Origin of the sequence: Aeromonas sp. A600620, from assembly GCF_029479985.1 — a bacterium.
Classification (GTDB): domain Bacteria; phylum Pseudomonadota; class Gammaproteobacteria; order Enterobacterales; family Aeromonadaceae; genus Aeromonas; species Aeromonas veronii_A.
The window spans coordinates 145,086-158,517 of record NZ_JAAKXB010000001.1 but is presented as its reverse complement, the minus strand read 5'-3'; the positions used below and the strand labels follow the sequence as shown (position 1 = coordinate 158,517).

The following is a 13,432-nucleotide window of genomic DNA, read 5'->3' as shown; positions in this document are numbered from 1 at the left end:
TCCCACCGTTAGAAGAACAGGTTGAACGAGCCTGAGTCTTCTGGCGGGTGTCTGTTTGAACGGACAGGTCACCCGCAGTAGTGCAAACGTTGGATTCCGAACACCCCTCGATTGCTTCACTTTGTTTAACGGCAGTGCAGAGGCAAGCTTTAGGAAAATTGTTGCCTAACGCGGCAATTTTTCTCCGGTACATGGCAAGGAAAGCGAGATGGCAAACATAGTGCAAGACGTAATAGAGGGGTTGCAGGATGGTGTGACAGGATTATTTTTGTGGCACGATTTGTGCTTAGGTTGGGTAGAGTGACGTCGATTTGACGACACAATAAAAAGAGGCCGGTAAACCGGCCTAAAGATGAGCATATGCTCAGGAGAATATGACCAAGCGTGACAGAACTGAACAGCTGGACAACACTTGGCATTACTAGTAGAGAATTATATCTCTCCCGATAGAACAGAGTGCGAACCGAACACCCCTTTGTTCCATCTCTTGACCAGGGCGGCCTGAACAACCGCCCTGTTTTCTTTTGTTAGCCTTGCAGCAGCGAAAGAGCTGACTGGGGGCGCTGGTTCGCCTGGGCCAGTATGGTTGATGCGGCCTGTTGCAAGATATTCTGCTTGGTCAAGTTTGCAGTCTCGGTGGCGAAGTCTGCATCACGGATACGTGAGCGTGCAGCACTAACGTTTTCGGAGACGTTCGCCTGGTTGCGAATGGTCGAGTCAAACCGGTTTTGTACCGCCCCCAATTCAGCACGCTTGCTGTCCACCACCTTTATCATGTAATCCAGGTTGGCCATAGCCGACTGGGCCGAGCTTGCAGCTGTAATGGTCGACATACTGGTAGATGTGACCGGCGTTCCTGCTGTCTTCGTGATGTTATACGGCTCGCCCGAGGTCGTGGTTGCCACTGTCGCACTACCACTGGTGGCAGAGGCCATGCCCGAGATAGTAAAGGCGGTCGTCATCCGGAAGGTGATGGTCTGCCCTGCGTCTGCCCCCACCTGGAAGGTGCCCACATAGCCGCCATTGAGCAGGTTCTGGCCACCGAAGGTGGTATCTTTGGCTACCCGGTCGATCTCAGTCATCAGCTGAGTGTACTCTTGCTGCAGCGCGGTACGGTCATCTGTGTTGTTGGAGCCGTTGGCTGACTGTTGAGCCAGCGTACGCATCCGTTGCAGCATGGAAGTAATTTCATCCATTGCCCCTTCGGCAGTTTGGGCAACAGAGATACCGTCATTGGCATTACGATTACCTTGATCCAGACCGTTGATCTGGGAGGTCAAACGGTTGGCAATTTGCAGGCCGGCGGCATCGTCTTTGGCGCTGTTGATACGCAGACCGGATGCCAGTCGAGTGTAGGATGTATCCAGTGATTTGGTCGTGTTCATCAGGTTACGCTGAGCGTTGAGTGATGAAACGTTAGTGTTGATATAAAGGCCCATGACTATTCTCCTAAGCTATTAAATTTACTCTTCTATTTGCTCTGGCTTTATTATTTTCTGTGCCCGATGCGTCTTATTTAACGGCCCGTTTTTCGATGTCTTTAGCATTTTTTTCAACGCTTCATCACGTTAACGCCGCTTACCCTATATATCGACAGGTCGGGGATAAACTTAAGGAAAAAAACGCCCACTAAAACGTGGCAGAAACTCATCGCGCCCCTCCTCCAACAAGGAGGTAAACAGGCACACTCGAGCCCCTCCTTGTCCATGATGCGAGAAAAAAGCGGTGTCGACTCTCAATTTTGTCGAGCACAGTTGGCGATTGGGCTCTCCAGCCCCTAAAATCGCGGCCCCATCAACAATTTGGCGTGAGTTGTTTTCCATGCAGACACTGGTTGAGCAGATTGTTTACATCAGCGATATGTTTGGTACTGCGGTATTCGCGTTTTCAGGGGTTCTGGTGGCGGGCCGGCTCAGAATGGACGGATTTGGCGTCATGGTTTTGGCGGCAGTCACCGCCATCGGCGGTGGTACCATCCGCGACATGATCCTAGGAGCAACCCCGGTGTTCTGGGTTCGCGATCCTCTCTATATCTGGGTGGTCATTGCAACGGCGCTGATCGGTATGTGGATGGTCAAACTGCCCCGCAGAATGCCCTGGTATGTACTGCCCGTCGCGGATGCCTTCGGGTTGGCCCTCTTTACGGTGATTGGGGCGCAAAAAGCCCTCAACTTCGGTACCCCGGGACTGATCGCCGTGCTGATGGGGACCATGACCGGGGTAGCAGGCGGTATGATCCGTGATGTACTGGCTAGGGAAGTGCCTATGGTGTTGCAAAAAGAGATCTATGCAACAGCCTGCATTTTGGGCGGAATCCTCTACACCCTGGCACTGGAGGCGAACATGGACAGAGTAACCGCCATGCTCATCTGTATGACAGCCGTGTTCGGTTTGCGGGTAGCTGCTATCTACTGGCACCTGTCGCTACCAACCTTCTCGCTGCAACGCAACTGAAAGCACACCCGCAGTGGAATATGGCTCTGTGGGTTGTGCGTTGAACCAAATGGGCTTTTCTGTTGTCATAGAAGCAGTCGTTGTTAGCCGGATATTCTCATGCACAAAATCGGTATGCTTACCACTCTCCTCCTTGCGAACGTGACAGCAGCACATGCCGAAGCACAAGCCGTTTTTGGACGACTGGCATCGGCGCCAGTGCAGCAGTTCAACCAGCAGATACGTCAGGCGAACGAGCTACATCAGAAATGGGTCAATGACTACCGTGAGGTAGCACTTCGTTTTGTCGGTCATAGCGACATCCCCAGTCGCATCCATGCACAGCAACTGGATAATGATCTGGTACTCTCGGTTGCCCTCGATGGCAGCAAGAACGACATGCTCTATATCCTGACTCTCTATCGCAGCGATAACCTTTGGCAAATGAGGGGAGCGGAAATGGGTTGGCGTTGCCTGGGGGAGCACTCCTTCACTCCCGTTCCCTGTCCATAAATCCAAGCTCCGAGCTATAAAACAAAAATCCGGCACATTGGCCGGATTTTTTATGGGAGATTGAGCGTCAAATTACGGACGGTAAACTTTGACGTTGGCAAAGCCTTTCTCTTTCAGGTAAAGCGCCTGCAGCTTGCTCATCACGCCGCGATCGCAGTAGAGCAGGTAGGTCTTCTCCTTGGGCAGATCGCCAAAGGCGGTAGCCAGCTTGAAGAAGGGGATATGCATGACCTCACGCCCTTCCACCAGCAATGGCTTCTCGTCGTGCTCGTCCATGGAGCGGATATCGAGGATCACCTCGTTGTCACCGCTCTCGGCGGTAGTCTCCACTTCCTGCACCTCGGCGGCGGTCTCTTCACCAATGCGACGAATGTCAAGGTAACGGGCCTCGGAGACCACCTTGTCCAGAATGGAGAAGTCAAAATTGGCCTCTTCCTCTTCAATGCGGGAGAGCTCGGCCTTCACAGTCGGCTTTTTGGAGATGACCCCACAATACTCCGGCATGGTCTCGGCGAACTCCAGGGTGCCGATGCGGCGGGCTTCACTGATGATATCCGGCTTGTCCCAGGTGATAAGCGGGCGCAGGATCACCTTGTCGGTCACCCGGTCGATCACGTTCAGGTTGGTGAGAGTCTGGCTGGATACCTGACCCACACACTCACCGGTCACCAGCGCCGGGATCTGGAATTCATCGGCCACCTTGGCGGCAGCACGCATCATCATCCGCTTGAGCACCACGCCCATCTGACCGTTGTCGATCTTCTCGAGGATCTCGGCGACCACCGGCTCGAAGTCCACAGCAGTGAAACGTACCCGGTGGGATGAACCGAAGCGGTTCCACAGGTGATAGGCCACCTGCTTGACGCCGATCTCGTGGGCCGCACCGCCCAGATTGAAGAAGCAGTAGTGCACCCGGCAGCCGCGCTTGATGAACTGGAACGAAGCCACACCGGAGTCAAAACCGCCGGAGAGCAGACTCAGCACATCTTCCTGGGTCGCGATGGGCATGCCGCTCAGGCCCTGATGAATAGCACTGACGATAAAGAGCTCCTCGCCGTCGATCTCGAGGTTGATCTTCACATCCGGGTTCTTGAGGCGCACACCATTGCTTTCGCAGTGCTGGTTCAGTCCACCGCCCACATAGCGCTCAACCTCGAGGGAGGAGAACTCATGCTTGCCGTGGCGCTTGGCGCGCACGCAGAAGGTTTTGCCCTTGAGCTGGTCGCCCCAAACGGCTTTCACCTGCTCGAAGATGTCGTGCAGATCGGTAAACTTGCTGGCTTGTACCTCGAGGAAGGCCTGAATGCCGGGAATGCAGGCCAGGGCTTCGATTGCCTGCTCGCGGAACTGGTCATTGCGGGAGCTCACGATCAGCTTGTCCCAATCCATCCGTACGCGGGCATCGTCGTCGAAGCGGCGCAGGACATTGCGGATATTGCCCTGCAGGATCTTGATAAAGCGCTGGCGAACCGACTTGCTCTTGATGGTGATTTCCGGGAACAGCTTGATAATGAACTTCATGGTAATGACTCGGGTGACCTTGATTTAAGGGCGCGAATTATATCAGAACTTTGTGGCCAGCGCCTACTGGATGAGCGTTTGCTCACATTACCCCATACAGTGTTTGCCGTGCAGCGCGAATCTTGCGTATATTCCCGACCCTGCGCCTCGCCAGATTTTTGACAACAGACTGATCCGATGAAGACCTATATCTACTACCCCGGCATGGAGGTACGCGACGAGCTCTGGCTCAAATTTGCCCTGCTCTATCTGGAGCGGCTTGCCTTTGTCTTCACCGTCAGCGAAAAGAGCGGGCTCACCGCCCTGCTCGATACCCTTCAACAGCAGACCGACCTGCTGGCCGAGCGGCCCGATGCCGCCTTCTTTGCCGCCATTACCCCGCAACTGGAGTGCCAGATAAGCGGCCTGGTGGCCCCCGATTTCGTCCGCCACAAGGTGTTTGGCAACAAGGAGCTGATTGGTCGCTGGCGTCAGGAGGCCAACCACGACTGCTTCTGCCCGGAACAGGCGGGGCTGGAGCGGCTGCACGGCTTTTGCCTGACTCACAGCTTTGCGACCCGGGATGAAGGGGGGATCAGAATGGCGCGGCGCTTTGCCAACCTGCTCTCCATGCGTCTTGCCCGTGAGTGGGCACTCGCCAATGACGGGGCGCTTATTACCGATCACGACTATCTGGACCGCCTGCTCCACCTGCTCGAATCCCGCTACCACAATCGCGGCGGCCAGGATTGCTTCCACCTCGAGATCCCGTTGCAAGTGCCCACTCACCTGGCCGACATTCCGTTGGCAGAGCTGATTGCCCTGCGCGGGCGCAGCGGCTTTCGCCAACAGCTGGCCGAATTTCATCTGGCCATCGACAACCTGCTCGCCATGCTGGGTAGCGGCTATGCCGACCCGGCGGCCCTGACCCGCTTTGAGCAGGCTCAGCAAGGGCTCAATCAACTGCTGGGGCCCGAGACCCTCAGCATACCACTCACCACCCTGGTCAGCACCAGCCTGCCCGCCGTAGCCATGCTCCACCAGTTAAAAGCGAGCCACCCCGAAAGCAACCTTATCTTCCATCCCATCAAGAAGAGCCACTTTCACCAGCGCAAGAGCCAGCACTTCTTCACCCGGCTCGGTCATCTGCGCCAACCGGGCTGAATTGGCGGAATGAGAAAGGGGTTGGCATCTGCCAACCCCTCTCGTTTTCTGCGGCCTACCAATCATCACCCCGGTGATTGGCCCGCTCTTGCGCCTGCCTGCGCGCCTCCATCGCCCTGTCGCGGCGGATATTGGCAGGGGTACAGGCAAACTGTTTCTGATAGCAACGCGCAAAACTCTCGGAAGCAGGTTCGAAAGGTGAATAGAACCCGGTTCGTTCAGGAGAAACATGGTGATCACCATGATTGGTTGTGGCACAACCCGAACTAATCAGCACCAGCAAGGGACACAGAACACGCAGCAAAAGAGAACTCCCGATTGGATTTGAATGAACTCGTAATTATTCACAAATTAATTCATCCAATCAAATATTGATGCATTTCAAATGGTTAATTACATTCACCTCAATGGCTGTCGGCAAAACGATCAACGGGTGATGGTGCTGGCATCACTGTCAGGATGCACCACACGAAACTCGATACGATCGCTGTTACCCGCTTCATCGACCACCACCAGCTGATAACGACCCGCCATACTCAGCACCTGATCCCCGTCCCAGCGCAGTCGCTGGCCGTTGAGAAACCAGGCCGGCTTGCCGACACCACCGAGCACCTTGGGCTGCAACCGATAGCGCTGGCTGCGGATAAGGTTGCCCTCCCCCAGCGCCACGATGCGAATGGGAGCCTGCAGCTCGGCACTCTGCCCTTCCCCTGCACAACCGCTGGCCAGCAGCGCCTGCCGTCGCTCGCCGGGGGACCGCCACGGCTCCAGCGACAATGGCCAGAGCGCCCGAAAACCGGATTGTGCCGCATCGGGGCAACGGGTCAGAGTCGGCTTGCCCGCGGCGGTCAATGCAACTTGACGCAGCGGCGAGGGCCAATCCATGGGATCCGGCAAGGTGGGGGGATCGCGCTCTTCCAGCAACCAGGCGCTCTGACGCTGCAAGCAGGCCTCAGGCAGGGTCGAGCTCATTTTGCGCCCCAGCGGCCAGCAGATCTCGGCTTCGCTCACCGTGTTGGGTTGTGCCGGCAGAGAGCTGTTGTCAGCCAGCCGTGAGTAGACCGAGAGCAGCAGCGGCACCGCTGCGCTCTGGCCGTAAAAACCGGGCAAAGGGGTGCCGTCGGGGCGCCCAAGCCAGATGCCGATAGTCCAGCGACCGGAGACCCCCATGGCCCAGCTGTCGCGATAGCCGTAGCTGGTGCCGGTCTTCCAGGCCAGTCGGTTAACCCGGCCGGTCGCCTCACTGGCAAAGGGCTGATCCGCGCGCCCCTGGGCACTCAATATCTGCCAGATGATCCAGGCCGCGCCCGGGCTCAGCAAGGGGCGTGACACCGCCTGCTGCCCCGCCAGCCAGACCGGCATCGCCACCTGCCCCTGCCGGGTCAGCGAGCTGTAGAGCGCCACCAGCTGTTCGAGCCGAATGCCCGCCGCCCCCAGCGCGATGGCAGGATTGGGTTTGTCGGAGAGCGCCAGTCTCACCCCGGCGTTGTCGAGGCGGCTGACCAGTTTGTCCGGCCCCAGCGCCTCCAGCACCTGCACCGCCGGCACGTTGAGGGATTGCTGCAGCGCCTGGGCCAGGGTCACCGGCCCCTGAAAGGCACCGGAAAAGTTGGCGGGGCGGTACTCCGAGCCCAGCCTTGGCGCATCGGAGAGCAAGGAGGCCGAATGCACCAGCCCCTCGTCCATCGCCAAACCGTAGATGAAGGGCTTGAGGGTAGAGCCGGGGGAGCGGATCGCCTGCACCATGTCGAGGTAACCGTGGCGACGCAGATTGCCATACTCGGCGCTGCCCACATAGGCGCGCACCGCCATGGTTTTGTTATCTACCAACAGCAACGCCGCTGAGGTCTGCTCGGGGAAGCGACGGATATAGCTCGCCACCCGCCCCTCCAGCCAGCGCTGCAGATCGCCGTCTATGGTGGTGTGCACCAGCGCCCCGGCCTGATTATCGGCGGCAAGGCGGGCAAAGAGCGGCGCCTCCATTGGCGTGAAGTGACCGCGGGCCAGCACCGGCTCGATGCGTCCCTCCAGCCACGCCTGTTCGGGCCAGACGCCCTGCGCTACCAGTCGCTGCATCACCTTGTCACGGGCGGTGCGGGCCCGCTCGGGATGGCGGTCCGGCCGGTTGCGGCTGGGAGCCTGCGGCAACACCGCCAACAACGCCGCCTCGGCATAGGTCAGCTTGGCCGCACTCTTGCCGAGATAGGCAAAACTTGCCGCCTGCACCCCCTCCAGATTGCCGCCAAACGGCGCCCGATTGAGGTAGACGGTGAGCAGGGTGCGCTTGTCATAGTGCCACTCCAGCTGCAGCGCGCGGGCCATCTGGCGCAGCTTGCCGGGCACGCTCCTGTGGTAGGGCTCGATAAGACGCGCCACCTGCATGGTAAGGGTCGAGCCGCCCGATACAGCCCGCCCATAGCGCAGCCACTGCCAGACCCCGCGCACCATGGCCACCGGATTGACCCCGGGATGACGCCAGAAGTAGCGATCCTCGTAGCCCAGCAGCGCCTCGATATAGCGGGGGGAGACCTGCTCCAGGGTCACGGGATAGCGCCACACGCCGCTGGTATCGGCAAAGGCGCGCAGCGGCCGCCCCTTCATGTCGAGCACCACCCGTGCGTAGGCAGGGTCGAGTGGCGGCGGCGGGAAGAGTCGATCCAGCGCCAGTAATGACAGGAGCAGTGCGACAACGCCCAGCACTGAGAAGAGCAGCCAGCGTGGCAAACGACCAAGCCAGCGCCAGCAAGCGTGGCCAGTGCGACCCAATTTCAGCCAACCACGCTGCCAGAAAGTGAGCGGGCGAACCCGCTCAAGGGAGGGAACATTACTCAGAGATGATCACCTCATGGATATCCTCACCCACGGCACGCAGCTCGGGGCGGTACATATCCTCCACCTGGGTCGGCGGCACCTGATAGCGACCCGGCGTCACCGCCCGCATCAGGTAGACCAGTTGCTGGTTGCTCCCCTCGCTCAGATCCAGCGCAGCCGTGTAGCGGTCATCGCGAAACTCCTGATGCTTGAGATAGTCGTTCCACTCGCTCTGCCACGCCGGTTTCCCCTCGATGGAGAGCTCTTCCAGCTTGATGCTGTTGCCAAGGGCTGGGTTCTCCAGCTCGAAGCCGGCGGGCACCATCTCCACCAGCAGGGCATCGGGCACCGCCGACTCACTGCTGACGTTGAGCCGCACCACCACCAGATCGCCCACCTTCACCTTGGCGGGATCAAACGGCTGACCGTCGCTATTGAACCAGCTACGGGTCACGCTCATCCCCTTGCTGATCCGTGCCGGAGCCTGTTCGGGGTAACCTACCAGAGTACGCTGCACATAGAGGGCCCCCCTGCCCTCGTTGGTGACGGAGCTCGCCGCCAGCGCCTCGGGGGCGCCCTGCTGCAGCGGAGCCGAACCGCTCAGGGATCCACTGCCAAGAGAGGAAGTTACCTTGGCCTGCCAGTCTGCGGCCGGATCGAAGCGGGCGAGTCGCAGCAGGGCGAGCCGCTCCTGAGTGCTGAGCCACTGACGGTGAGCCAGGGTATCTGCCACCTTGGCACTGAGGGCCGGCCAGCGCTCCACAGCCAGCTTGTGCTGGCGCAGCAAGGAGAGCTCAAGAGCTTCATCGCGCAGCGGTGAGCCGTAATCCCCGAGATAGTCATCACCGCGCTCGGTCGCCAATGCCCGGCTGAGGGCCTTGGCGGCGTTCTGCTCATCCCCCATGGCCGAGAGGGCCAGCGAGAGGTGGAGCAGCGGCAAACCGGAACGGGCGTGATCGGCCTGCTGCTCCCAGATAAGACGCAGGGTAGCGAGCGGTGCCTTGCCAACCCGGGCCAGCACATAGGCACTGTAGGCCTGATAGGCCAGCCGGCTGTGCTCGGGGGCACTGCTCCAGCGCTCACCATACTGACTGTCGGTGAGATAGCTTTGCAGCCGGTTCAAAGCCTGATTGAGCATGGCCTCCGGCACTGCGTCACCCGCCTCCTTGCGCGCCAGCAGATAGTCAGCGGCATAGGCGGTGAGCCACTGCTCCTCGTCGGAGCGACCATCCCACAGGCCAAAGCCACCGCTTGGCAGTTGCAACCGCTGCAGCCGCTGTAGCAGGGCGCGTTGCACATCCGCCTCGCTCGCTGCTTTCTTGCCCTCTGCGGGTTTGCTCCAAGCGATGCGCTCATCTGCCGTGGTCAGCAGATAGGGCCAGGCACGGGACAAGGTCTGCTCCAGACAGGCGTAGGGGTAATCGGCCAGCGCCTGCCACTGGGCTGCCGGATCCCAGGGGGGAGTGCCGGAGAGGCTGAGCAGCCCCTGCAGGTTGGCGCGATCCAGACCGGCCAGCTCAGCTGGCGCAAAGCTCATCTGTTGGCCGGGGGCCAACATCTGGTAACGCTGGCGAGTCTCGGCTGGCCAAGGGGAGCGCAGCGGCAGAGACCAGTCGCGGCTGATGGCAAAATCCTTGCCGCTAGCCGCCAACTGCAGGCTTGCCACACCCCTCGCCCCGGTCACGGTGAGCGGCAGGGTCAACCACTGCTCTTCGCCATTTTTAAGGGACAGGGTGCCGGGCAGCTCGCCATTTGCCTTGAGCCCGCCATTGAGGGTCCAGGCAAGGGAGAGGGTCTGATCTTCGCCGCTCATGTTGCGCAACTGCACCAATGCCCGGGTCTCATCGCCTCTGGCGCCAAAGCGCGGCCAGCCGATCTCGGCCACCAAGGGCGCCACCACCTTGACGGCGCGCTCGGCCTCACCCACTTGCTGTTCGTTCCAGGCCAGCGCCATCAGCGCCAGTTCGCCGTTGAAGTTGGTCAAGTCGAGCGGGATCACCGCTTTACCCTGCTGGTCAAAACTCACCTCGCCGCTCCACAGTGCGGCTATCTCGACCCGGCTCTCCAGCGCGCCACCCTTTTTCAGCGGCGCCCGATCGCCCCCGTAGTTGAGGCGGGCCAGCTTGCCATCCTGCGGCGGGATCACCTGGCCGTAGTTGTCGAACAAATCTTGGGAGAAGCGCTTGCGACCAAAGAAGATCTCGAACGGATCGAGCTGCTGATAATCGCTGATATTGAGCACGCCCCGATCCACCGCCGCCAGTACCACACGGCCTTGGCTATTGGGGGTGGAGGTTGCGGTCACTTCCAGCCGGGTAAGCGGCACGGCTTTGTCCGGCGCGCTCAGGGTAAGCGGCAGACGGCGCGCTTCCCGATCCAGGGTGAGCGGCACCAGACCGACCGAGCGCAGGCTCTGCCCCTGCTGGCTGCTGACCGGTTTGGAGGCGCTGTCTGGTGCGGCGATCTGGGCCGAAATGTGCAGATCATGACGCTGCCACTCGGGGCTGACCGGGATCTCGAACTCGCCGCGGGCATCCTTGGCATCGCCACCGGCCCCCTTGAGCTCGATACGCTGCCACCAGCGCAGGCCGTCGCCATCTTCCACAATAAGCAACCCCTTGCCGGGGCGCGGGGCCACCAGCGTCACTTTGGCCTTGTCGCCCGCCTGATAGGCGCGCTTGTCGAGGGTGATGGCAATCTTGTCGGGCCGCGCCTGCTCGCCACCGCCGCCCCAGGCGTAGCTGCCGATCTCCACCCGCAGGCTCGATTGATGGCCCTGACTGTTCTCCACCTCCAATCGATACCAGCCCGCGGCGAGTTGCAGCGTGAGCGGGGTCGGCCCCTTGCCATCCAGCTGCAGGGTTTGCTCCTGCTCCAGATAGGGCTGGCTGTTGAACTCGTACTTCCACCCCTCGCCATCGGCGTAGTGCCAGTAGTAGTCGCGGTACTCGTTGATAAGACGCACTTTCACCGCCCCCGCCACCGGCTGGCCCTTGTCATCGAGGTTGAGGATCTGGAAGGGGAGCGGCTTGCCCCCTTCCACCCGATCCGCCACGAAATCGGCCTTGAGGGCCGGCCACTGGCTGCCTGCGGGCCAGCCATACTGGGTGCGGCTGCGATTGACGGCGCGGCCACCGGGCTCGGAGAGCGACACCCGATAGGCCACCTCCAACGGCCCGAGACCGCGCACCCCATCGAGCTCATCAGCTAACGAAAAAGTCCCCTGCCCCTGCGCATCGAGGGTGAGATTGAGAGGCTCGAGATCCTTGGCCTGCTCGGCAAGCAGCACGTCACCCAGCGTGAACTCCTGCCACTGGGTAAAGGGCATGGTGGCGCGGCTGATCTTTACCTCCGCCTTCGCCTTGGTGGCGCTCGCCGGTGCACCGTAGAGATAGTCCCCTTGCAGCGGCAGGGTGAGGGAGGCGTCCAGACTCGTCACTTCCCCATCCGGCCCCTTGCCAAGCTGCAGTTTCAGCCGTTCCGGCAAAAACTCCTCCACCAGGAAAGGCCACTCGAAGCGGCTGCCGGCGGCGGTCTTGAGGTTGATGGTCCAGCGCCCGAGCGGCGCATCGTCCGGCAGACGCAGGCCGTAGTGGGCGGCGCCAAGGCTATCAGGTAGCAGCCGTTTCTGTTCGAGCAATTGACCGTCCGGCTGCTTCACCTCCAGCTCCACCGCCATGCCGGGCAGCAGCTGGCCATCCTGCCCCTTGAGCAGGATCTCGCTGTCGAGCCGCTCGCCGGGGCGATAGAGATCGCGCCCGCTGAACAGATAGAGCTGTTGGGCCTGCCAAGGCTGGGTGCCGAGATCGAAGGTGGAGAGATCGAGCGCAGCCCCATCGAGACGCAGCACCGCCAGATGGTTGCCCTGCTCGGCCAGCAGCAGGCGAGCCCCCTGCACCTGATCGAAGCGACGATGGCCCTGCGGATCAGTGGTTTGCACCTGCAGCCGGTTGCCCTTCTCGTCGAGCAGGGAGAGCTGCACATCCTTGAGCGGGTCGGCGCTGGCCAAGGAGCTCACGAACACCTCCAGCTGATCGCGGTAACGGCGGGCACTGAGCCCCATGTCGCTCACCGCGAAGTAGGTGGTCTCCTTGCGCCAGTCGTAGTTGCCAAGGGGGGACATCACAGCAAAGTAGACGCCAGCCTCCGCCAGCTGCGGCTCCTTCACATTGATAAGGCGGGTCTCGCGCCGGTTGGCATCGAGCTCCAGCGCATAGCGGCCGCTGAACAACCGCTTGGCCCGCTTGGTGATCTGTTCAAGCTCCCAGTTGCCCATGCCGGAACCGGGGCGATATTCCGCCAGAAAACGGGGCAGGTATTCCGCATCGACCCGAAAAAAGTCGATATTGACCTCATCCACATTGACCGCGCTGATGGGCAAGCGAAGTTCCTGACGCAGCGGCAATACCATGCCGCTGGCGGTAAACGAAGCCCCCGCCTCCAGCGGCCGGGTCTTGAGGGTCCAGCTCTGGGGGGATGGGCCCAGCCCCGCCTTGAGGCTCACCTCGTAACTTTTGTCGGGCTGCACATTCGGGAAATAGAGGGTGCGACCATCGTCGGCGAGGATCCACTCCCCCTGCACCTGCTTGCCCCCCTCACTGACCCCGAGCCAGCTCTGCCAGTTTGCCTTCGGCGCCAGGGGGCCGGAGAAGACCAGCGCCAGTGCCGGCGCATCGCGATATTGGCGGGCATTGGCCTGCACTACAGAAGTTGGCGCCCCGGCCTCCTGCTGCGCTGTAGATTCTGTGGTCGGTACTTGGCTGGCGGGCTTGTCAGGGCCGCAACCAGACAGCAAACCGACCACCCCGCAAAGCAGCAGGGTTGACCAGCGGCGGCGCAGAGCGCCGGTTTCAGCGGTAGAGCGGTGAGAAGCAGAGGGAGAGTCGAAGAGGCGCATAGGTTCCATCCCGAGTTGGAGCGCTGCAAACGCAGCGTGGCTGGAAACAGGATAAGGCATCCTGCGCACCCGACACAAAGCTCATTACCCGAATGGGCACAATTCCCCCCCCTG

7 protein-coding genes are annotated in these 13,432 nt (G+C 60.7%); 3 read left to right on the top strand and 4 right to left on the bottom strand.

The genetic code is table 11. The annotated features are described in order from the left end of the window. Nucleotides 1-527 precede the first annotated feature (527 nt). Nucleotides 528-1,439 (bottom strand): flagellin A, encoded by a 912-nt coding sequence (flaA, locus tag G5533_RS00670; RefSeq protein ID WP_129503710.1) that lies wholly within the window; start codon nt 1,437-1,439, stop codon nt 528-530. 382 nt (nt 1,440-1,821) lie between these two features. Here flaA and G5533_RS00665 point away from each other — a divergent pair, with 382 nt between their 5' ends. Both G5533_RS00665 and G5533_RS00660 read left to right on the top strand, forming a co-directional pair. Beyond that, entirely contained in the window at nt 1,822-2,454 is a 633-nt protein-coding gene (locus G5533_RS00665) for a trimeric intracellular cation channel family protein (protein WP_129503709.1), read from the top strand. Nucleotides 2,455-2,553: 99 nt separating this feature from the next. Beyond that, complete coding sequence (locus G5533_RS00660; RefSeq protein ID WP_042053183.1) at nt 2,554-2,946, top strand: hypothetical protein; 393 nt, start codon at nt 2,554-2,556, stop codon at nt 2,944-2,946. 72 nt (nt 2,947-3,018) lie between these two features. Here the strand turns inward: G5533_RS00660 and thiI are convergent, their stop codons facing one another. Next, on the bottom strand, nt 3,019-4,467 hold the full coding sequence (gene thiI / locus G5533_RS00655; RefSeq protein ID WP_421265391.1) for a tRNA uracil 4-sulfurtransferase ThiI: 1,449 nt from the start codon (nt 4,465-4,467) through the stop codon (nt 3,019-3,021). Nucleotides 4,468-4,644: 177 nt separating this feature from the next. Here thiI and G5533_RS00650 point away from each other — a divergent pair, with 177 nt between their 5' ends. Then, a complete protein-coding gene (locus G5533_RS00650; RefSeq protein ID WP_421204692.1) occupies nt 4,645-5,610 on the top strand; it encodes a hypothetical protein in 966 nt (321 codons plus the stop codon). Nucleotides 5,611-6,036: 426 nt separating this feature from the next. On the opposite strand, the gene pbpC is transcribed toward G5533_RS00650, so the two are convergent. Then, nucleotides 6,037-8,382: a penicillin-binding protein 1C gene (gene pbpC, locus G5533_RS00645; protein ID WP_441254423.1), complete on the bottom strand. Its 2,346-nt coding sequence runs from the start codon at nt 8,380-8,382 to the stop codon at nt 6,037-6,039. A gap of 52 nt (nt 8,383-8,434) precedes the next feature. After that, nucleotides 8,435-13,318: an alpha-2-macroglobulin family protein gene (locus tag G5533_RS00640; RefSeq protein WP_441254272.1), complete on the bottom strand. Its 4,884-nt coding sequence runs from the start codon at nt 13,316-13,318 to the stop codon at nt 8,435-8,437. Between the last annotated feature and the right edge of the window lie 114 nt (nt 13,319-13,432).

Excerpts from the sequence above, each read along its gene's own strand:
- G5533_RS00665 (WP_129503709.1), top strand. The coding sequence starts at position 1,822 with ATGCAGACACTGGTTGAGCAGATTGTTTACATCAGCGATATGTTTGGT.
- flaA (WP_129503710.1), bottom strand. The coding sequence starts at position 1,439 with ATGGGCCTTTATATCAACACTAACGTTTCATCACTCAACGCTCAGCGT.
- G5533_RS00660 (WP_042053183.1), top strand. The coding sequence starts at position 2,554 with ATGCACAAAATCGGTATGCTTACCACTCTCCTCCTTGCGAACGTGACA.
- G5533_RS00650 (WP_421204692.1), top strand. The coding sequence starts at position 4,645 with ATGAAGACCTATATCTACTACCCCGGCATGGAGGTACGCGACGAGCTC.
- G5533_RS00640 (WP_441254272.1), bottom strand. The coding sequence starts at position 13,318 with ATGCGCCTCTTCGACTCTCCCTCTGCTTCTCACCGCTCTACCGCTGAA.
- thiI (WP_421265391.1), bottom strand. The coding sequence starts at position 4,467 with ATGAAGTTCATTATCAAGCTGTTCCCGGAAATCACCATCAAGAGCAAG.